The organism is Bacillus sp. AFS055030 (genome assembly GCF_002574545.1).
Taxonomy (GTDB): Bacteria; Bacillota; Bacilli; order Bacillales; family Bacillaceae_G; genus Gottfriedia.
Genome location: NZ_NUGT01000018.1, coordinates 39,018 through 60,275, shown reverse-complemented (window position 1 = coordinate 60,275; position 21,258 = coordinate 39,018). Strand labels below are relative to the sequence as shown.

The window sequence follows — 21,258 nt, the reverse complement described above, 5'->3', positions numbered from 1 at the left end:
GTTTCTTGAGAGGAGTTGAGTTTGTTGGGTAGGGGGCAGAGGCAAGTAAATAGTGAATTAAAATTAGAAGGTCTTGATTGTGCTAATTGTGCAATGAAGATTGAAAAAGGAGTTTCCACACTTGAAGGCGTTGATGCATGTTCAGTAAATTTTGCAACTTTAACAATGACAATTACGACGAGTGAGGAACAAAAAGAATCAGTTATCGAGAACGCTAAAGATAAAATTCGTGTATTAGAACCGCATATTAAACCTGTTTCAAAAATGGATACAAAACATGAACAAGAGAAACAGGGTATGAGTAATGAAACGAAGAAACTTATTGTCAAATTAGGGATCGGTACTGCTTTATTAATTTTAGCTCAATTTCTTAATGTACCGCCGTTCTATCAATTGCTTATTTTTATAGCTGCCTATTTAATAGCTGGTGCTGATGTTGTTATAAAAGCGATTCGAAATATTTTTAGAGGGCAAGTATTTGATGAGAATTTTCTAATGGGAGTAGCTACAATAGGTGCGTTTATTATTGGAGAGTACCCCGAAGCTGTTGCAGTCATGCTTTTTTATCAGCTAGGTGAATTGTTCCAAAGTATTGCAGTAAATCGATCACGGAATTCGATTTCGAAATTAATGGATATACGACCTGATTTTGCTAATTTAAAAAAGGGTGACAAAATAAAGCAAGTATCTCCTGAAAAGATTCAAATTGGTGATCTAATTATCGTGAAACCTGGGGAAAGGGTTCCGTTGGATGGGATTGTAAAAAGTGGATTTTCAAGTGTTGATACGTCTGCATTAACGGGTGAGTCATTACCAAGAGAAATCGTTGAAGGTGACGAAGTATTAAGTGGATTTATTAATGTTCAAGGTTTACTCGAAATTGAAGTCACAAAAGAATTTAACGAATCGACAGTCTCAAAAATATTAGAGCTTGTTCAAAATGCAACAAATAAAAAGGCACCTACTGAAAATTTTATCACAAAGTTTGCAAAGGTTTATACACCTATTGTTGTCATTACAGCAGCGATTATTGCGATCATCCCACCAATGATTATTCCAGGTGAGACATTATATGATTGGGTATATCGAGCATTAATTTTCCTAGTTATTTCTTGTCCATGTGCTCTAGTTGTTTCAATTCCTTTAGGATTTTTTGGAGGAATCGGAGCAGCATCAAAATCGGGAGTATTAGTAAAAGGAAGTAACTATTTAGAAGCATTAAATGATTTGAAATATATTGTGTTTGATAAAACTGGAACGTTGACGAAAGGGCAATTCCAAGTTAGCTCAATTATACCTACAAATGGTCATTCGAAAGAGGAGCTACTAGAATTAGCTGCGTACGGAGAGTTTTATTCTAACCACCCAATCGCATTATCAATTCGTCAAAAGTATGGTAAAGAAATTGTCGAAGCAAAACTATCTAACTATACGGAAATCGCAGGGCATGGTATTAGTGTTACGATTAATGGAGAAGTACTGTTAGTAGGCAATTCAAGATTAATGGAAAGTCAGTCTATTTTATATGAACCAACGAAAGAAGTGGGCACAACGGTTTATTTAGCAAAAAATAAGCAATTTATCGGATCAATTGTCATTGCAGATCAACTAAAAGATGATGCAAAAAAAGCTATACTTGAGCTTAAAAAAGTTGGAATTAAAAAGACGATTATGTTAACCGGTGATTCGAACTTAGTTGCGAAATCGATTGGTAAAGAATTAGGAATAGATAATATTTATTCAGAGCTTCTTCCACATCAGAAAGTAGAAAAGCTTGAATTGATCGAAAAAATAAAATCATCGAAGGAAAAAATTGCATTTGTTGGGGACGGTATGAATGATGCACCAGTTTTAGCACGAGCTGATATAGGGATTGCAATGGGAGGAATTGGTTCCGATGCAGCGATCGAAGCTGCTGATGTTGTATTAATGTCGGATGAACCTTCAAAAATTGTTGATGCAATTAAAATCGCTAAACGTACAAGACAAATTGTATGGCAAAACATCTTTTTTGCTTTAGCGGTGAAAGGATTTTTCCTATTACTAGGTGTAATCGGAATCGCTACAATGTGGGAAGCAGTAATTTCAGATGTTGGTGTTACTGTATTAGCAGTATTGAATTCGATGAGGGTACTAAGACTGAAATAAAGCTAAAAACTCAGACTAAACGTAATTAGTCTGAGTTTTTTTTGTTTAAGCAGAGCGTTTTCTTTTTTTGATAAAAAGGAAAATAAAAACGATCAATCCAATCGCTAAAATTCCATAAATAATACTTGAATACACATCCATATACTCAACGATCGTTTCCCATGATGAACCGACTGATGCACCTATTAAAACTAAAATTGTATTCCATATTAATGAGCCTAAAGTTGTAAATAACAAAAAGATCCAAAAATTCATTCGGGCCATTCCAGCTGGTATAGAAATTAAACTACGTATTAACGGAATTAGTCTACAGAAAAAGACTGTCCAAACACCGTATTTTGAAAACCATTCGTCCGCTTTATGGACATCCTTTTTAGTTAACCGTAAAAAATGCCCCCAGCGGTCTACGATTTTTTCTAACGTTTTAATATCTAGTAAAGTACCTATCCAAAAAAGTATGATTGCCCCAATTACTGATCCTGAAGTTGAAAAGAAAATAACGCCCATTTTAGATAGTGAAGTTTCTGTCGTCATGAACCCACCAAACGTCAAAATTACTTCGGAAGGAATTGGAGGAAATATGTTTTCTAATGCAATTAATAAAAAGATACCTAAATAACCATATGTATCCATTGTTTCAATAATCCAGTTTTGCATGAAATTACCTCAAGTTTGTTTTTTATTTTAAGAAGTTTTTACGTTTCCTTGTGAAAAAATATACTATGTAACTAGTGAATTAGGCAAGTAATTGGAAAACTTCTTCCCATAAAAAACAACTAATAAACAATGGATCAACATTGTAGGAGGAAATTTTTTTTAGAAAGTCAGAGGATTTAGTACAGTCGATAGAGAAATAAAGTAGATTAATATAAAAGCAGAAATTAGTACTGGTTACAATACTTCTCCTAAATCTGAAGAAATGTAATTAGCTATTTATGATTAATGTCTATGTAAAAAAAGGAGGATGGCTATGTTTAAGGTTCAATTAAGTGAGGATTTATCAATCAATTTATTAACACCGAACTATGCCCAAGCATTAGTAGAGGTGCTGAAGGAAAATCAAAACTCATTAAAAGAATGGTTGGTTTGGGCTGAAAATATTCCATTGATTGAGGATTATCAAAAATCAATTATACCTATGTGGTTACAAAAATTTGCAGATAATAATGGTTTTGAAACGGGCATTTTTTATAAAAATGAACTTGTAGGTATGTTAGGATTACATTATATAGACTGGTCGAATCAAACAACTGAAATAGGCTATTGGTTGAGTGAACACCAGCAAGGTAAAGGAATAATGACGCGTGCCGTAGAAGGGTTAGTATCATATTGTTATGATGAACTTAATCTTAATCGAATTGTGATTAGAGCAGCTGTTGAAAATCAGAAGAGTAGGGCAATTCCAGAACGTTTACATTTTAAACAAGAAGGTGTCCAAAGAGAGGCACAGCAAATTAGGGAAAAATTTTATGATATAGCTGTTTATAGTATGTTGAAAAAAGAATGGAAAAAGTAAATGAATCAATTTGCGTTAGCAAAAAAATGCTAACGCTTTTTTGTGGAGTCAGAATGATGGAGGGGTAAAATAATGACTTATCATACAATTTTGTTCGATTTAGATGGTACATTGACAGACCCAAAAGTAGGGATATTGAATTCGGTGAAGTATGCATTACAGAAAATGAATCTAGCTATTCCATTAGAAGCAGAGCTTTTAAAATTTATTGGGCCACCGATTCAGCAATCATTTTCTGAAATTTGCCAACTTAATGAAAAAGAAGTATTAAACGCAGTTCGTTTTTATCGCGAATACTTTTCGCAGGGTGGTATGATTGAAAATAATGTATATGTTGGGATACGTGAACTTCTAATCGATTTACAAAAAGGGAAAAAAAGATTATATGTAGCAACTTCTAAACCAACGAAATTCGCAATGGAAATATTGAGTCACTTCCAACTGGATGAGTTTTTTATTCAAATTGTTGGAAGTGAACTAAACGGTACAAGAATTAATAAAGGCGAGATCATCGAGTATATTTTTGAACTGAATAAGGATCTTTCTAAGGAAGATTCGGTAATGGTTGGGGATCGATTTCATGATGTAATTGGTGCAAAGGCCGCTAAAATTGACTCGATTGGAGTAACTTACGGTTATGGAAGTGAATTGGAATTAACTGATGCAGGAGTGAATGCAATTGTAAATAGTGTAGATCAGCTTAAAAAGATGTTAATAAATGAGAGAATAATAATGGTCTAATAATGAAGGAGGAGATTGATTGAAAAGTGGAAAAATGCACTATGCTTGGATTATTTTAATTGTTACGTTCTTATCCGTCATAATTGCTGCTGTAACAAATACGATGTCTGGAGTGATGATGATTCCTTTTGAAAAGGAATTCGGTTGGAGTAGGGCATCAATCTCTGGTGCGTTTGCGATTTGTATAACGCTTGTTGGATTCTCTGGTCCATTTATTGCAGGTCTATATCAAAAGTTTAGTGTTCGAAAAGTATTGCTAGTAGGTATGGGAACCTTATTAACAGCTATCTTACTAACAACAATCATGTCGCAAATTTGGCATTTATTTATCATTTGGGGAATTATTATTGGATTTAGTGCGGGGGCATTTTTGACGGTGTTAAATGCGTACGTAGCAACAACATGGTTTGAAAAAAAGCGTGGTTTAGCACTAGGCCTTTTAACTTCTAGTTCAGCAGCAGGTCAACTTGTTTTCTTGCCACTTATGGCATATATCGTTGATCATTATTCATGGAGAAATGCCGTTTTAACTATATTTTCTTTTGGTGTTTTCATTTATGTATTACTATGGATTTTCATGAAAAATGATCCAGCAGACGTTGGCGTTTTACCATTAGGAGCAGAAAAAAGTAATAAGAAGCACGCGAATAATGTTAATCCAGTGAAGGCGGCTTTTGATGGGTTAAAATTAGGTGCTAAATCGAAAGTTTTTTGGTTATTAGCTGGGAGTTTCTTCGTTTGCGGGTTTTCAACTAGTGGTTTAATCGGTACCCATTTTATTTCACTTTGTATCGATTATGGATATAAAGAGGTGACGGCTGCTAGTATTTTAGCGTTCATGGGAATATTTAATATGATTGGAACGACTTTATCCGGATATATTTCCGATCGCTTTGATAATCGTTGGTTATTATTTTGGTATTATGGTTTAAGAGGTTTATCATTACTTATTCTTCCTTTTGCTCTATCGACTAATTCACTAATTTATTTAAGTGCTTTTGCCATTTTCTATGGAATGGATTGGATTGCTACAGTTCCTCCAACTATTAAACTAGCAACAGATCATTTTGGAAAAGAGAAGGTAGGCGTAATTTATGGATGGATTTATACTGCCCATCAATTAGGTGCTGGCGCAGCAGCATATGGTGGCGGTTTAGTTTATTCTTTGTTAAATGCCTACCAATCAATATTTATTGCAGCAGGTATCTTTTGTATAGTCGCAACTTTATTTGTACTAAATATTAAAAGAAGAGTGGTATTAAATCAAAATCTTTCTGCGTAGAAGGAAAAATAATACAAAAAAAATGTAATAATTGAGGTAGAATGGATGACTTATCTTTATAAAATAACAAAAGAAAAATATAAAATAATGCGCGAGAAAAACTGTTTTTGGGAAGGTAAGATTCGTAAAATTTGTGAGTTAGAAAAGATCGATTATGAGAAGCTTACTCGATTTTCGTACGGTGGAAATATTGTTTTTAGTATAGATGGTGAAATTGTCATTAAATTATATCCTTCTTATGTGAATGAAGAGTTTATAAAGGAGAAGCAAGTTCTTGAGTTTTTAAATGGCAGAACTTATTCCGTTGATGTCCCTAAATTAATTTCAACTGGTCAATTTGAAGGCTGGAGCTATTTAATAATGAGTGAACTAAAGGGGACTCTTTTAATTGATCTATTTGATGAGCTGTCTTTTGAGGAAAAAAAGCAAATTGCGTTTGATTTAGGAAAATTAATAAGAGAAATCCATGACGCAACGATCTCAACGAAACAAACTGATTATGATCAATGGAATCAATTTATTACGAATCAATTCATGCAAGTAGAAAATCATCATAAAAACAACGGAATGAATGATGAAATATTTACCCAATTAACAAGCTATGTAGATGATGAAATATTGCAACGAAAAGAACAAATCGTGTTATTAACAGGAGAATATACACCATTTAATTTAATCATGAATAAAGTTGATGGCATGTGGAGGTTTACTGGTTTAATTGATTTTGCTGATTGCTTTGTAGGAAACGCAAAATATGATTTACTTGGGCCAATAGCGTTTATGTTTTATCCAATTGAAGGACTAAATAAAATTTTTCTAGAGAGCTATGGCTATACGAATAACGAATTAAATCAGGACTTACAAAAAGAATTAATGGCCTATTTATTACTACATCGTTTTAGTAATATTCGTTTCTATCAAGAAAAGTCTGAAGTAGCTAAGAAAGCTACTTCGTTAAAGGAATTAGAAAAGATATTTTTTAATTTCAAGTAAATAATAATAAAAAGTGCATCGAGAATGGATTGAATCAGTTAATTTCGATGCACTTTTTGTATTCAATCTAGTGCAATTAAAAATGGATATAATTCAGCCGTCATGACATTCTTTTTAACAGCTGGATCATTTTCCATGATTTCCTTTGCATGTTGTAAGCTCTCTGTTTTTAAGATGACAATACCAAATTCAGCTTGTTCGGTTCTTCCTGCTAAAGATACTTTCTTTTCTTTATTTAAGTTCTGTAAATAATGAAAATGCTCCGATACAATATTTCTTTCTTCTTGTGTTGAATCATGTAAAAAGGTTGATCGAACTGGTTTTAAAACATAAATAAAGTTTTCCAATTAAGCCACATCCTATCGAATAATATAATTATACTATAGCACGTGATCACTAATTGTAAGGGGGATTATTATGCAAGACGTCATTAAAGAAAAACTAAAGCAAATCGAAAATGAACATGACGTAAAAATACTATTTGCAGTTGAGTCCGGTAGTAGAGCATGGGGATTTCCATCTAAAGACAGCGATTATGATGTGCGTTTTGTCTATGTTCATCGCAAAGATTGGTATTTAAGCATTGACCAAAAACGTGATGTAATTGAATATCCAATCAATGATTTACTCGACTTAAGTGGGTGGGACTTAAAAAAGGCTCTTAATCTTTTTGCAAAATCAAACCCGGCCTTATTAGAATGGTTAAGATCTCCAATTGTTTATTATGATGATTTAACGATTTCAGTCGTTTTAAGAAAAATCGGTAATGAAATTCTTTCTAAAAAGGCGTGTATTTACCATTATCTCCATATGGCCAAAGGGAATTACCGTGATTATTTACAAGGGGAAGAAGTTAAGATTAAAAAGTATTTTTATGTATTAAGGCCAATTTTAGCTTGTATGTGGATCCAAAAATATAATGAAATCCCACCGGTTTTGTTTGATGAACTCTTAAAGATGGAAGGGTTAGAACAAGATTTTTTAGAAGAAGTAGAGAAGTTATTAATCCGAAAAAAACAAGGTGAAGAATTAGATTTAGAGCCTAGAAAAAAAGCATTAAATCAATTTATTGAAAATAATATTCAGATTTTCGAAGAGTATGTGAAGGGGATTAAAGAATCAAACAAGGTGAATATTGAGTACTTAAGCGAACTTTTTCGAACTACTATTGAACAATCATGGGAAAAATAGAATAGACCACACACTTTTTGGGAAAAATTTCTTTGTATGTTAACAAAGAAATTGGAGTGTGAATGAAGTTGGCAAATTTAGAAAGTCTATTAAATCAACAACTGGCAAATTGGAATGTGTTGTATGTAAAATTACATAATTATCACTGGTATGTAAAAGGACCTAATTTCTTTACTTTACATGAAAAATTTGAATTGTATTATGATGATGCAAAAGTAATGGTAGACGAATTAGGAGAACGTATTTTAACAATTGGTGCAAAACCAATTGCAACAATTCGTGAATACTTAGAAACGGCTACGATCAAAGAAGGTAATCATACGTTTTCTGCAGAAGAAATGGTATCTGATCTGATTAAAGATTATGAAAAAATTGTACAAGAATCGCGTGATGTAATCTCGGTAGCAGAAGAAAGTGATGACCAAGAAACAGCTGACTTATTTCTAGGTAAAATTGCTGAAATCGAAAAGATGCTTTGGATGTTAAAGTCATTTCTTGGTAAATGAATAAATATTAATACAGGTGTATTAACCAATCATTGGATAGGATTGGTTAGTTCACCTGTTTTTTATTGTACTTTATTTTTTTGTCTTGTTTTCTAGCGTGAATCAAGTGTTTGTAAGGGTTTTGATAACCCGTTAAAATTTTTTATAAAAATCTAACGAAAAAAACTAAAAAACCAATTGTATAATTATTTATATATGTGTATAATCATTCATTATATAAGAATCTGATGCTTCTAAAAAAAGGGGATGGATTTATGAGTAAAGTATTGAAAGAAAACCATGTAAAGAAAAATGGTTATATTCAAAAGACAAAAGGGAATGTTACAAAAGGAAATTTTAGCTCTGTAAAATGGTCAGATTTTAAAGGGAAAAATTTTCTTTCTATAAGTGAATTTTCATCAAGTGAATTATTATTTTTACTTGAAAAATCATTAGAGATGAAAAATATGCAAAAAGCGAATGAGGCACATCCTTATTTAAAAGACAAAGTATTAGGGATGATTTTTGAAAAGAATTCTACGAGAACGAGACTATCATTTGAAATTGCGATGATGCAATTAGGTGGTCATGCAATCTTTATGAGCAGTAAAGATTTACAGCTTGGTAGAGGTGAAACTGTTCATGATACATCGAAAGTATTTTCTCGTTATGTAGATGGGGTGATGATTCGAGCAAATACTCATGAGATGGTGACCGAGTTTGCTGAACACTCGTCAATTCCAGTTATTAATGGGCTAACAGATCTGCACCATCCTGCACAAATCATGGCTGATTTCTTAACAATCCTTGAACATAAAGGTAGATTAAAAGGTTTAAAGATTGCTTATGTAGGAGATGGAAATAATAACATCTGTCATTCTTTAATTGAAGGTGCAGCTAAACTAGGCGTTTATTTAACGATTGCATGTCCCGTTGGGTATGAGCCAAATAAAGTTGTACTTCAATCGATGAAGCATGTTGCAAAAACAACTGGTAGTGTTATTGAGGTAGTGAATAATCCTGTAGATGGTGTAAGTAGAGCTGATGTTGTAATAACGGATGTTTGGACCAGTATGGGGCAAGAGAAAGAAACTGAAATTCGTTTAAAAGATTTCAGCCCGTATCAAGTAAATGATCACTTATTAGAAAATGCAAAAGAAGATTATTTATTCTTGCACTGTTTACCTGCACATAGAGGGGAAGAAGTAACGGCTTCAGTTATTGATGGTAAGCATTCGGTAGTATTTGATGAAGCAGAAAATCGACTTCATGCTCAAAAAGCGATTCTAGTTGCATTAATGGGTAATTTATAATTCTAAAAATCTACTATTTTTTTTAATAATTTAATCGGGGGTAATGACATGGGAAATGAGAAAATTGTTTTAGCATATTCAGGTGGTTTAGATACATCCGTTTGTATTAAATGGTTACAGGAGAAATATAACTACGATGTGATTGCACTTTGTCTTGATCTAGGTGAAGGAAAAGATGTTGAAGCTGTTCGTCAAAAGGCGTTAAATTTAGGAGCAATTAAGTCATATATGATTAATGTAAAGGACTTATTTGCAAATGAATATATTGTTCCAGCACTAAAAGCAAATGCACTATATGAAGGAAAGTACCCACTATCATCTGCTTTATCAAGACCTTTAATCGCAAAATTATTAGTCGATGTAGCAAAACAAGAAGGTGCGGTTGCAGTTGCACATGGTTGTACTGGAAAAGGAAATGATCAAGTTCGTTTTGAAGTTTCAGTCATGGCCTTGAATCCAAATCTTAAAGTAGTTGCGCCTGTTCGTGAATGGGGCATGACTCGTGATGAGGAAATACAGTACGCAAATGATAATGGAGTTCCAATTCCGGTCGATCTAGATAATCCGTTTTCAATTGATGCAAATATTTGGGGAAGAGCTTGTGAAGCAGGTGTATTAGAGAATCCTTGGAATGAAGCACCTGAAGAAGCTTTTGATTGGACGAATGCAATTGAAAATACTCCAGATGTTCCTGAGTATATTGAAATAGAATTTTCAAAAGGTGTACCGATTAGCTTAAGCGGTCAGCCTATTGATCTAGTTCAACTAATTGAACAATTAAATGTTCTTGGTGGAAAGCACGGAGTTGGAAGAATTGATCATATTGAAAATAGATTAGTAGGTATCAAATCACGTGAAGTATATGAAAATCCGGCAGCGTTAATCTTAATTAATGCGCATAAAGAATTAGAGTTCCTTACATTACCTCGTGAGGTGACAAATTTTAAAGTAAGTATTGAACAACAATTTTCAAAAATGCTTTACGATGGATTGTGGTATTCACCTTTAATGAGTGCTTTAGATGCATTTGTAAATACAACACAAGAAACAGTAAGTGGGATTGTTCGTGTGAAATTATTCAAAGGCACTCATACAGTAGTAGGTAGAAAATCTGAAACTAGTCTATATAATGAAGAGCTTGCAACTTATTCAAAAGGTGATTTATTTGATCATAATGCAGCTGTAGGTTTTATTAAACTATGGGGATTACCAACAAAGGTATATAGCGAAGTTACACAGAAAAATGAAGTTTTAAGTAAATAAAATATAAGGTGGATTAAGGAGGCAACTATGTCAAAACTTTGGGGCGGACGTTTTACGAAGGAGACTAACCAATTAGTGGAAGAATTTACAGCATCTATTGAATTTGATCAAATAATGGCTAAGGAAGATATAGCTGGTAGTATTGCACATGCAACGATGCTTGGAGAATGTGGCATAATTGCAATCAATGAAGCTGAACTAATAATAGAAGGTTTAAATAAAATATTAAAAAAAGTCGAGAAAAATGAGGTTCAATTTAGTGTTGAAAATGAAGATATTCATATGAATATCGAAAGCTTGTTAATTGAAGAAATCGGTCCTGTAGGAGGAAAGCTACATACAGGGCGAAGTCGAAATGATCAAGTAGCAACGGATATGCACCTTTTCTTAAAAAATAATACGTCATCCATTATTGATTTAATTGAAGAAGTTCAAAATAAAATCGTTACGCAAGCAAAAAAGCATGTTGATACAATTATGCCAGGGTACACGCATTTACAAAGAGCGCAGCCTGTTTCTTTTGCACATCATTTACTTGCGTATTTTTGGATGCTTGAGCGTGACAAAAGCCGATTCAAAGATAGTTTAAAACGAGTGGATATTTCACCATTAGGTGCAGGTGCATTAGCTGGTACTACCTTTCCAATTAACCGTTACCGTACCGCTGAATTACTTGGTTTTAGCGATATTTATCATAATAGTTTAGATGCAGTAAGCGATCGTGATTTTATCGTAGAGTTCCTTGCTGATTCGTCATTACTGATGACACATATTTCTAGACTATCCGAGGAATTTGTCATTTGGTCTAGTCAAGAATTTCAGTTTATTGAATTAGACGATGCTTTTTGTACCGGCTCTAGTATTATGCCACAGAAAAAAAATCCAGATGTTCCAGAACTACTTCGAGGTAAAACAGGGAGAGTTTATGGCAGCTTAATCGGGTTATTAACAGTTTTAAAAGGGCTACCTTTAGCGTATAACAAGGACATGCAAGAAGATAAAGAAGGTATGTTTGATACTGTTTATACTGTTGTAGGTGCACTACAGTTACTTTCAGGAATAATCGATACAATGAAAGTAAACGAAAAACGTATGTATGAAGCTGTTAAAAATGATTATTCAAACGCTACTGACCTTGCAGATTACTTAGTTCGAAAAAATATCCCATTCCGACAAGCACATGAAATCGTTGGAAAAACGGTTCTATATGCTATAGAGAATCATAAATTTCTTGGGGAATTAAGCCTAGAAGAATTTAAGGGAATTAATGATGTGTTTGAAGAAGATATTTATCATACATTAAATCCAAAAACAGTTATGGAAGCAAGAATTAGTGAAGGTGGAACTTCCACAAATGAGGTTTGGAAACAAATTACAAAAGCAGAAGAGTGTTTAAGCTTTTCAATAAATATGGTATAATTTTCTAGTTGAAAACGTCCAATTCTTTGGACGTTTTTTTGTGCTTCTATTTATTAATAATTTTCTATTCATTATGCAAATACTAGAAGTAGTTACTAAAAAAAGGTAGGTATGATATGAGCACGCAAGAAAAAAGCAAAGTATTTAGAGCATCAGAAGGTATAGCACATGCTGTTTTCGTCATGATCGGTATCGGTTCTTTACTTGAGAGTATTGGGAAAATATTTCATTTTGAATCTTTAATAACGATCGGATTTTCAACTAAATTATTAATGACACCAGCAATTGGCGCAGGGATAGCTGTATTATTAGGTTCAAGTACGTTAATCATTTTTTCTGCAATGTCCGCTGCAATAATCGGTTCTGGTGCATTATTGATGGTAGATACGGTAATGACCATTAAAATGGGGGAACCAGTAGGAGCATTATTAGCAGCACTGGTTGCCATCCTGATTGGAAAAGCTGTTCAAGGTAAAACGAAACTAGATTTAATGCTTGTGCCTTTATGTGCCATTTTAATTTCAGGTTTAGTTGGATTGTATTTATCAAAATGGATTTCTCCAATCTTAATAGCGGTTGGGAATTTTATTAAAGGCTCGACGGAAGGTTCGCCTATTATTGCTTCTATTGTATTAGCAGTCGTTTGGGGAATTTTAATTGTTTCTCCAGCTTCTTCTGCTGCCTTAGCAATTGCTTTGAATTTAGATGGAATAGCGGGAGGAGCTGCATTAGCGGGATGTGCAGCGCAATTTGTTGGATTAGCTGTAATCTCTGCACGCGAGAATGATCCAGGAAGTATCCTTGGTTTATTAATTATCACACCAAAACTACAGCTACCAAATGTAACTAGGAATATTAGAATACTAATACCAACCATAGTTGCAAGTGCCGTGGCAGGGCCGGTATCAGCTTTCTTATTTCATATTCAAGCACCAAAAGAAATTGCAGGCTTAGGGTTATGCGCATTAGTTGCACCAATGAATTTATTAGCTACATACAAAAGTGCAGTTATTATACCGATGATTGTTACATATGTATTAGTACCTGGAATCGTTTCATATATCGTGTACATATTCTTAAAACAAGCGGGTATGATTAAATCAGGAGAGTTGAAAATCTTATAAAAACATTGGGTGCTGAAGAAACAGGAGTTTGATGGGGTACAAATAAAAAAATTCTAAAATGAGTACTAGTCACAGTACTCATTTTTCTGTTCAAGACCACTAAAAAAACTTTATCGATCCATAAAAAATAATTTTAATCCAATACCTGTAAAAATTACCCCTTGTGCTAGATTGATAATTTTAGAAGATTTCTTATTTTGTAACAATTTTTCACCCAAGCTGCCTGCAAAAATCGCTATAATTGAAAATACAATGAGCGTTAATACCATAAAAGTTAAACCTAAAACAATCATTTGTATGGGAACTGCTATACCGCCTTTGTCTATAAATTGAGGTAAAAATGCTAGGAAGAATAAAGACACCTTTGGATTTAATACATTCATTAAAAATCCGCGACGATATAAAGCGGGTAAAGTTTGTTTTTTAGGCCTTGTGAATGAACCTACTTCATTACTCGAACGAAATGCTTGGTAAGCTAAGTATAATAAATAAAAAGCACCTAAGTATTTTAAAATTGAAAAAGCAACATCTGATTTATATAGGATGGCAGATAATCCAATTGAAGCAGCAAGAGTATGAATTGTAACACCTGAACAAAGGCCACATGCGGTTGCAATGCCTTCTTTTTTACCATATGAAATACTTTGTGCCATAACAAAAATATTATCAGGTCCAGGTGCTATTATTAGTAATAAAGATACACCTATAAACGACAAGTAAATCGTTAAATCCAATGAAATACCTCCTATCAATTTTTTGTTTGTTTTTTAAATACTTTAACATGAAAAAGGCAGGAAAAGCCGGAAAAGATTAGGTAAATGAATTTTTAAAGGAGAGCTAATGTGAGCGAGAAGGAAAAAATGATAAATGGTGAGATGTATTTGGCAGGGGATGATCAATTAGTTGAGGAGAGAATGAATGCTCGACGTTTGACGCGTGAATTTAATTTAACGCTTGAAACTGAAAATAGTAAAAGAGTAAGTCTATTAAAACAATTATTTGGTTCGACGGGTGAAGTTTTGTATATAGAACCGACATTTCGTTGTGATTATGGATACAATATTCATGTTGGTGAAAATTTTTATGCTAATTTTGATTGTGTCATCTTGGATGTTTGTCCGGTTTATATTGGGGTAAATTGTTTTATGGCGCCCGGTGTACATATTTATACCGCTACACATCCACTTGATCCAATTGAGAGGGCAAGTGGAGCTGAATTCGGTAAACCAGTTACAATTGGAGATAATGTCTGGATTGGTGGAAGAGCGATTATAAATCCAGGAGTAAAGATTGGACATAATGTTGTGATCGCTTCTGGTGCTGTTGTAACAAAAGATGTTCCTGACAATGTAGTCGTTGGAGGTAATCCTGCGAGAATTATTAAGGACATTCTTTTATAGAAAAGCTAAGCAGCATTGCATTCCAAAGCTGGAAATGGGAGGGCAATATGGTTACTATTTTTTTCATTTTTATATTACTAGGTTTACTATTGTTGGTTTATATGTTTAGAGAGGCTCATTTAAATATAGTAAGAAAACATGAATTTTCTTTTTCAAATACGCCACTTGAAAAGCCAATTAGACTATTTTTTATTTCAGATATTCATAGAAGAAAAATACATTCTTCTATTATAAGTAGAATGACTAATCAAGTTGATCTTGTCATCATTGGCGGTGATTTATTAGAAAAGGGAGTGCCTCTTGAAAGAATCGAACAAAATATTCGTAAGCTAAGTTCTCTTGGCCCGGTCTACTTTGTGTGGGGAAATAATGATAATGAAATTGAAAAGAAGGATATTGAGGCTATTTTTACTAAATGGAATGTAGTTGTATTGAAAAACTCATCTGTAATGGTTAATCATTTACAAAAAGAATGGGCATTAATTGGAGTAGATGATTTGAAAACTGGAGAGGTAGACCTTGACCTTGCCTTTCAAGATGTAAAACAGAATGCATTTAAGTTGTTAGTTAGTCATAATCCGAGGATTTTGAAGTTATTAGAGATGGAACATGGGGTATCTCTTGTTTTAAGCGGTCATACGCATGGTGGACAGATTAGGATTTTCGGATATGGTCCTTATGAGAAAGGGAAAACGCATGTATATGAGGGGATTACTCAATTAATCAGTAATGGATATGGTACGACGTCTTTACCGCTTAGATTGAGTGCTAGGCCGGAAACACATTTTATTGAGATTAAGAGTATATAAGTTCATTAAAAAAGGAGATGCATTCGTATCTCTTTTTTTTATTACAAAAAGGTTTTTAATGTTTTTATTTGGTAAATATATATGAAAATTTAGTTAAATTAGAAGATTATAACAATTAATCAACGAGTATGTCATTCTCTAATTTTTATATAAAAAATTAAAAATTCCCCCAAATTAAAATTGTCTGAAAATAAAGTTTTATAAAGCTTCAAAGTAAAAAGTGCTATAAATATGACCTATTATCTGATTTTTTTTTAATTAATTTGGTGAAATTCCCCCAATTTACGATGTCATTTACTAACGTTAAAATAAAAAAAGAAAGAAAATTGTCAAAAAATTATAAAAATGGGGGAAAAAAGTGTGAGTAAAAAAAGCTTTAAAGCGAGTTTAGCTAAAACAACGATCAGTGCTCTGGTCGTGAGCTCGATGATTCCTTTTAACGTACTAGCAGCTACACCAAATGCGAGCACAAAAAACACGGTAATAGGTTCACTGGTACAAAACACAAGTACACCAGACTTAACAGCTGAGCAAATCGAGGCGTTAAAGAAAGTGTCTAAAGAAAGTGATGTAAAGATTTCGCCAAAAATTGACACAACAACAAGTAAGCCGGTTCGTGTCATTGTTGAATTTAAACAAGCACCAGCAAAAATCAGTGTGCTACAAAAATCAGTGGAAGGCGAAAAAACAACACTAATCGCTGAAAAGAGCGCCGTGAAGGAATCTCATGAAGAGTTTAAAACGTTTGTAAACGGGTTAAAAACTGGTGCGAAACCAAATGGTGTATCAGCGTTAAGCGTGACTCCTTCAGACGAAAAAGCTTCATCAGACGCAACTATTACAATTACGCGCGAATACACACATGCGTTAAACGGTGTGGCGATGACGTTACCAGGTAACATTGTCGAAAAACTACTTGACTCGGGTGTCGTAAACCGTGTGTTACATGATGATATCGTCAAAATCGATCCAGCTGAAGCGAAGATTTCAGCGAATGAAGCAACGGCTAATGATTACCCAGAGAACTACATTCCTTTACCAGGGATCGACGGGTTACGAACAGATGGTATCACAGGTCAAGGCGTGAACGTTGGGGTTATTGATACAGGGGTTGATTACAACCACCCGGATTTAACAACAGTCTATAAAGGCTACCGTGCAACACAAGGAGAAGATGCAAGCAAAGTGGACCCAACGAGTGTCAAAGGATGGGACTTTGTAGATAACGATGCTGATCCGATGGAAACAACGATTTCCGATTGGGAAAAAGCTGGTAAACCAGATGGAACGTATGAGCATTATATCACTTACCACGGAACACATGTTTCTGGAACAATCGCGGCACAAAGTAAAGCGAACGTGGAATTCCCGGCTCAAGGGGTTGCACCTGGTGTGAATTTATATGATTACCGCGTACTAGGACCTTATGGTTCAGGATACTCGGATGCAATTATAGGTGGGATTGACAAAGCGGTGGCTGATGGCATGAAAGTCATAAATTTATCACTTGGCGCAGCAAGTAACGATCCTTTATCAGCAGAAGCGATTGCGATCAACAATGCAACGCTTGCAGGTGTAACGTGCGTCATTTCAGCTGGTAATTCAGGTCCAAATGAAGGCACACTTGGAACACCAGGTGCATCAGCGTTTGCGATAACGGTTGGGGCAAGTGACTTCGCGATGAGTATTCCAACGGCATCAGCAAAAGTAGGAAACGAAACATTTACGAACTTTAAGTTACTTGGAAAAGGATATAACGACCATGTTGCTGATTTAGCAGGCAAAACATATGATTTTGTTGACGTAGGCTTAGCGCAAGCAGCGGATTTCAAAGATTCAAGTGGTAATCCGATTGATTTAACAGGTAAAGTGGCACTGATTGCACGTGGGACAAACGGATTAGCGGAAAAGATTACAAACGCAGCAAAAGCTGGTGCGGTGGCAGCGGTCATGACGAACAATATTGACGGTGATATCGATAATTACCTAGCAAGTGATGTGGGCTTTATTCCAACGTTCCGTATGACAAAAGCAGACGGTGAACGCTTACGTGCAACAGGAAGTCACTCTATTACGTTTACGAGTACGGGTTCAACAGTTTCAGAAGGAAATCACTTAGCAAGCTTTAGCTCAAGGGGACCGGTTGCGGCTACTTATGATATCAAACCAGATATCGTGGCACCAGGGGTGTCTGTGTACTCTACGTACCCATACTTTGTACATTCACCAGGAAAAGTCGATTACAGTAACGCGTATGCACGTATTTCAGGTACATCGATGGCATCACCACATATCACTGGGGTTGCAGCGCTGATTCTTCAAGCGCACCCGAATTATACACCAGCTGATGTAAAAGCAGCGATTACTAATAGTGCAGGCAAATTAAACGGTAACTACTCTGTGTATGAGCAAGGAGCAGGTCTTGTTGACGTTGCAAAAGCTGTGAAAAACGATGTTTCGTTTAAAGCACAAGATAAAACTGAACAGATTAATGCTTCAGGTAGTAGCGTGACACTAGATTACGAAAAAGGTTCGTTAACATTTGGTGCTGTGTACAAAAAAGACGGCGCTACCAACACGAGCAATCGTACGGTAAAAGTAACAAATCGCGGCAACAAAGACAAAACGTTTGATATCTCATCTGAGTTCATCAAACCAAGTGCAGCGGTGAATGATGCAAGTAAAAATGGCGTGACGTTCTCCGCAAGTTTATCATCTGTAACGGTAAAAGCTGGCGAAACAACGAATTTCACAGCGACGATCAACGTACCAGACACGGCTGCATATGGTCGTTACGAAGGATATGTGAATATCGTGAACCATGATGATCCAAGTGAAACGTATCGTATGCCACTGGCAGTTCGTATGGTAGAAAAAGGAGTTGGGAATTTACAAATGGATGTTCCAGCTGCTCCGACTCGAAAACCGTTAATTTTTTCGGACTTCAACGGAAATCCAGGGCGTTATCTAAGGTTCCGTTTCAACAGTCCAATGAAGTATTTCTGGATTGTGATTTATGACAAAGACGGCAATCCAATTGGTGCAGCAACTGATTCTCCATTACCTGTGAGCACAGTTCCGACTGATACCGATTTGACTGTGAGCTTTGATCCGAGTACGTACTATCCTTTTATTGGGGATCCAAAAGACGAAAAAACAAATATGTTCACGAAGGCAACACTAACAGAAGGCCAATATACGTTGAAAATTCGAACAACTGATACGACTGACATGAAAGCAAAAACGTATGAACAATCACAATTGTTTGTGGTGGACAACACGTTACCGACTTTAACGTATAAAGACCATGCACCAGGTGTGTACGAGTTAGAAGACAAAGATTTTACCGATGAAAAACAAGACGGCAACACGTACAACGCATTCTGGGTTCACGCTAATTTATCGGATGAAGGGACAGCAAAATTGGCTCCCCTTGGCATGACGCAATCAGATAATACGCTTTGGTACTATCACAATAGCATTTGGTACCCAGAAGGAGATTTCCCAGTTGATGCGAACGGTGATACAAAATTCGGTGTTGAAAAATCAGATATCGAAAATGGTCCAACAACGATTACCTTAATGCCAAGTGATACAGCACGTAACGTGGAGCTTATCAATGATTTCCATGAGTACGCGTTTATTAAAAAAGGGTCATCGTATATGGTACCTTCATATAACAAAGAAAAAGTTTCATTAAACGATACGATCACGATGACGTTAAACCTAAACAATGTGAAAGACATGATGTCAGGAACATATACTGGGATGTATTACCATGGTAACTTCGACCTACAAGGTGTAACGGTCAACCCAGCATTCCAAAAGTGGGCAGACCAAAATGGTGTCAAAGTAAATGTGGATACACCAGTAGCAACACCAAGTATTGATTACCCAGAAAACGCGAAAGACTTAAAGATTGGGGCTCATTTAACTGGTGGAGCAGACTTTAAAGGATTCAATGGTGATAGTCCATTCTTAGATGTGACATTTAAAGTGACAGATGACATGTGGGATATTATGGCAGCGAAATTGACACAAGATGATGACACAACAACGTTTAATATGACACAGTACGGTAGTGATGAAGAGAAAAAGATTCCAGCTTTTGGCCGATTAAATAAATTCCAAATCGTTCCGAAGCATTCACTAGTACAATCGTACGTGAAATTAGAAGGGTTAAAAAATAATTATTCACTGCAAATGGATAGTATTGGTGCTAAAGGGTACGCACAACTAAAGGACGGAACGAAAATACCAGGTACAATTGATAGTAAAGGCTACATCAATATCAAAGGCATTCCACTTTCAAAAGATCCAATCAATTTCATTGTGGAAGGACCAGGACACTTAAAGAGTATACAAACTGTTACACTTGGTAATAAATCACCATGGGGTGAGGATATTGCAGAGCGCAGATTCATCGCAGGAACTCAACCATACGGTTCAGCTGGAGATGTAACAGGCGACGGTGTAATTGACGTTCTTGATGCAAAGCAAGTATCTGATAAAATGGGTCAACAAAATAGTGTAAACTATCCAGTAGAAGATTTAAATAAAGACGGTATTGTTGATAGTAAGGATATGCAGTTTGTGGCAACTAATTTCGGCAAAACAAACCCAGATGCTACCATTACACCAAAAGTAGTCACAAAAGTTGATGGTAAAGATGTGTATGCAACAGATATCTTTAATAAGGCGAAAGTTTATAGTAATGTAAATACGTTTAAAGTTGATTCGAAACATGCAAACTCAGTTACACTGAATTGGTTAGCTGTAGATCCAGCTGGAGTATGGGGAGGATTGAAAATTCAGCAGCAATCAAGCAATGATGGTATCACGTGGCCAACTACTTGGACAGATGCAAACCTTGATACACCAATCACAGTTAGCTCAACTAGTGCGAAAGTTACAGGTTTAAGTGATAGTACTTTCTATCGTTTTAGATTAGTTGTTAATGGCGGTTTAAACGGTACACTTAACGGTGGAAATTCAAACGTAATTGAGATGAAGACATTACTGTTAACACCAACAATTGACGTAATAGATGATAATGATACAAAGATTACAGGTAAAGCAAATTCTAACGTTAATATTGTTGTAAAAAATAATAGTACTGTAATAGGTTCAGGAAAAACTGATGCAAATGGTAACTATAGTATTCAAATTAAACCCCAAGTTGCAGACAGTGTATTAACAGTTAGTGCTACTGATGCGTCTGAAAATCAAAGTGAACCAGCTTCGATTGTTGTATTAGATCGTACTGCACCAGACGCACCAATCGTTAATAAAGTAACAAAAAAAGATCAAACGATCACTGGAAAAACCGAAGCAAATGCAACAGTTGCTATTAAATTCAACGATGTAGTGACAGAAGTACAAGCAGACAAAAATGGGAATTTCAGTTTAGACATACCTCATAAATCATATGGAGAATACATTGGAAAGGTCATTTCTGTAACTGCCAAGGATGCTGCAGGAAATGTGAGTGTTGCAACTGAAACTGTTATTGTAAACAAATAGTAATAAAAATGGAGAGCCACTGACTTTTGGCTCTCTTTTTAATTAAGGGCA

The 21,258-nt window shown here is 35.0% G+C and carries 17 protein-coding genes; 14 read left to right on the top strand and 3 right to left on the bottom strand.

Annotated elements, in window-relative coordinates:
- Nucleotides 1–93 precede the first annotated feature (93 nt).
- Nucleotides 94–2,148, top strand: a complete 2,055-nt coding sequence (locus tag CN925_RS08150; protein WP_483295177.1) for a heavy metal translocating P-type ATPase — start codon at nucleotides 94–96, stop codon at nucleotides 2,146–2,148.
- Between the two features lie 45 nt (nucleotides 2,149–2,193).
- On the opposite strand, the gene CN925_RS08145 is transcribed toward CN925_RS08150, so the two are convergent.
- A complete protein-coding gene (locus tag CN925_RS08145; RefSeq protein ID WP_098845757.1) occupies nucleotides 2,194–2,805 on the bottom strand; it encodes a DedA family protein in 612 nt (203 codons plus the stop codon).
- Nucleotides 2,806–3,118: 313 nt separating this feature from the next.
- Here CN925_RS08145 and CN925_RS08140 point away from each other — a divergent pair, with 313 nt between their 5' ends.
- The 4 genes from CN925_RS08140 (at nucleotide 3,119) to CN925_RS08125 (ending at nucleotide 6,680) form a co-directional block, all read left to right on the top strand.
- Nucleotides 3,119–3,664, top strand: coding sequence for a GNAT family N-acetyltransferase (locus CN925_RS08140; RefSeq protein ID WP_180232896.1), 546 nt, complete (start codon nucleotides 3,119–3,121; stop codon nucleotides 3,662–3,664).
- Between the two features lie 72 nt (nucleotides 3,665–3,736).
- A complete protein-coding gene (locus tag CN925_RS08135; RefSeq protein ID WP_098845755.1) occupies nucleotides 3,737–4,405 on the top strand; it encodes an HAD family hydrolase in 669 nt (222 codons plus the stop codon).
- Between the two features lie 19 nt (nucleotides 4,406–4,424).
- Entirely contained in the window at nucleotides 4,425–5,687 is a 1,263-nt protein-coding gene (locus CN925_RS08130; RefSeq protein WP_353616066.1) for an MFS transporter, read from the top strand.
- A 45-nt stretch (nucleotides 5,688–5,732) separates the two neighbouring features.
- Nucleotides 5,733–6,680, top strand: a complete 948-nt coding sequence (locus CN925_RS08125) for an aminoglycoside phosphotransferase family protein (RefSeq protein WP_098845754.1) — start codon at nucleotides 5,733–5,735, stop codon at nucleotides 6,678–6,680.
- Between the two features lie 62 nt (nucleotides 6,681–6,742).
- Here CN925_RS08125 and CN925_RS08120 read toward each other — a convergent pair whose 3' ends face one another.
- Complete coding sequence (locus tag CN925_RS08120) at nucleotides 6,743–7,027, bottom strand: YciI family protein (protein WP_098845753.1); 285 nt, start codon at nucleotides 7,025–7,027, stop codon at nucleotides 6,743–6,745.
- A gap of 70 nt (nucleotides 7,028–7,097) precedes the next feature.
- Here CN925_RS08120 and CN925_RS08115 point away from each other — a divergent pair, with 70 nt between their 5' ends.
- The 6 genes from CN925_RS08115 (at nucleotide 7,098) to CN925_RS08090 (ending at nucleotide 13,475) form a co-directional block, all read left to right on the top strand.
- A complete protein-coding gene (locus CN925_RS08115) occupies nucleotides 7,098–7,871 on the top strand; it encodes a nucleotidyltransferase domain-containing protein (protein ID WP_098845752.1) in 774 nt (257 codons plus the stop codon).
- A 62-nt stretch (nucleotides 7,872–7,933) separates the two neighbouring features.
- On the top strand, nucleotides 7,934–8,377 hold the full coding sequence (locus CN925_RS08110; protein ID WP_098845751.1) for a Dps family protein: 444 nt from the start codon (nucleotides 7,934–7,936) through the stop codon (nucleotides 8,375–8,377).
- Between the two features lie 254 nt (nucleotides 8,378–8,631).
- Nucleotides 8,632–9,669 carry an ornithine carbamoyltransferase gene (gene argF, locus CN925_RS08105; protein WP_098845750.1) on the top strand — a complete coding sequence of 346 codons (1,038 nt, stop codon included), beginning with the start codon at nucleotides 8,632–8,634 and terminating at the stop codon, nucleotides 9,667–9,669.
- 48 nt (nucleotides 9,670–9,717) lie between these two features.
- On the top strand, nucleotides 9,718–10,932 hold the full coding sequence (locus tag CN925_RS08100; protein ID WP_098845749.1) for an argininosuccinate synthase: 1,215 nt from the start codon (nucleotides 9,718–9,720) through the stop codon (nucleotides 10,930–10,932).
- Nucleotides 10,933–10,959: 27 nt separating this feature from the next.
- Nucleotides 10,960–12,351, top strand: coding sequence for an argininosuccinate lyase (gene argH / locus CN925_RS08095; RefSeq protein WP_098845748.1), 1,392 nt, complete (start codon nucleotides 10,960–10,962; stop codon nucleotides 12,349–12,351).
- A 116-nt stretch (nucleotides 12,352–12,467) separates the two neighbouring features.
- Nucleotides 12,468–13,475, top strand: a complete 1,008-nt coding sequence (locus CN925_RS08090) for a PTS sugar transporter subunit IIC (RefSeq protein WP_098845747.1) — start codon at nucleotides 12,468–12,470, stop codon at nucleotides 13,473–13,475.
- 110 nt (nucleotides 13,476–13,585) lie between these two features.
- On the opposite strand, the gene CN925_RS08085 is transcribed toward CN925_RS08090, so the two are convergent.
- Nucleotides 13,586–14,209, bottom strand: a complete 624-nt coding sequence (locus tag CN925_RS08085; RefSeq protein ID WP_098845746.1) for a LysE family translocator — start codon at nucleotides 14,207–14,209, stop codon at nucleotides 13,586–13,588.
- A gap of 126 nt (nucleotides 14,210–14,335) precedes the next feature.
- Between CN925_RS08085 and CN925_RS08080 the strand changes: the two genes are divergently transcribed.
- The 3 genes from CN925_RS08080 to CN925_RS08070 all read left to right on the top strand — a co-directional run bounded on the left by CN925_RS08080 (nucleotide 14,336) and on the right by CN925_RS08070 (nucleotide 21,207).
- The gene (locus CN925_RS08080; RefSeq protein ID WP_098845783.1) at nucleotides 14,336–14,875 is read left to right on the top strand and encodes a maltose acetyltransferase domain-containing protein; all 540 of its coding nucleotides are present in this window, start codon (nucleotides 14,336–14,338) and stop codon (nucleotides 14,873–14,875) included.
- Between the two features lie 47 nt (nucleotides 14,876–14,922).
- Entirely contained in the window at nucleotides 14,923–15,684 is a 762-nt protein-coding gene (locus tag CN925_RS08075; protein WP_098845745.1) for a metallophosphoesterase, read from the top strand.
- Between the two features lie 360 nt (nucleotides 15,685–16,044).
- Nucleotides 16,045–21,207 (top strand): S8 family serine peptidase, encoded by a 5,163-nt coding sequence (locus CN925_RS08070; protein WP_180232895.1) that lies wholly within the window; start codon nucleotides 16,045–16,047, stop codon nucleotides 21,205–21,207.
- Nucleotides 21,208–21,258 lie beyond the last annotated feature (51 nt).

Bases quoted from the DNA above. Each gene is read 5' to 3' on its own strand.
- CN925_RS08125 (WP_098845754.1), top strand. From the start codon at position 5,733: ATGACTTATCTTTATAAAATAACAAAAGAAAAATATAAAATAATGCGC.
- CN925_RS08115 (WP_098845752.1), top strand. From the start codon at position 7,098: ATGCAAGACGTCATTAAAGAAAAACTAAAGCAAATCGAAAATGAACAT.
- argF (WP_098845750.1), top strand. From the start codon at position 8,632: ATGAGTAAAGTATTGAAAGAAAACCATGTAAAGAAAAATGGTTATATT.
- CN925_RS08145 (WP_098845757.1), bottom strand. From the start codon at position 2,805: ATGCAAAACTGGATTATTGAAACAATGGATACATATGGTTATTTAGGT.
- argH (WP_098845748.1), top strand. From the start codon at position 10,960: ATGTCAAAACTTTGGGGCGGACGTTTTACGAAGGAGACTAACCAATTA.
- CN925_RS08135 (WP_098845755.1), top strand. From the start codon at position 3,737: ATGACTTATCATACAATTTTGTTCGATTTAGATGGTACATTGACAGAC.
- CN925_RS08110 (WP_098845751.1), top strand. From the start codon at position 7,934: ATGAAGTTGGCAAATTTAGAAAGTCTATTAAATCAACAACTGGCAAAT.
- CN925_RS08150 (WP_483295177.1), top strand. From the start codon at position 94: ATGAAGATTGAAAAAGGAGTTTCCACACTTGAAGGCGTTGATGCATGT.
- CN925_RS08075 (WP_098845745.1), top strand. From the start codon at position 14,923: ATGGTTACTATTTTTTTCATTTTTATATTACTAGGTTTACTATTGTTG.
- CN925_RS08100 (WP_098845749.1), top strand. From the start codon at position 9,718: ATGGGAAATGAGAAAATTGTTTTAGCATATTCAGGTGGTTTAGATACA.
- CN925_RS08080 (WP_098845783.1), top strand. From the start codon at position 14,336: ATGATAAATGGTGAGATGTATTTGGCAGGGGATGATCAATTAGTTGAG.
- CN925_RS08140 (WP_180232896.1), top strand. From the start codon at position 3,119: ATGTTTAAGGTTCAATTAAGTGAGGATTTATCAATCAATTTATTAACA.
- CN925_RS08090 (WP_098845747.1), top strand. From the start codon at position 12,468: ATGAGCACGCAAGAAAAAAGCAAAGTATTTAGAGCATCAGAAGGTATA.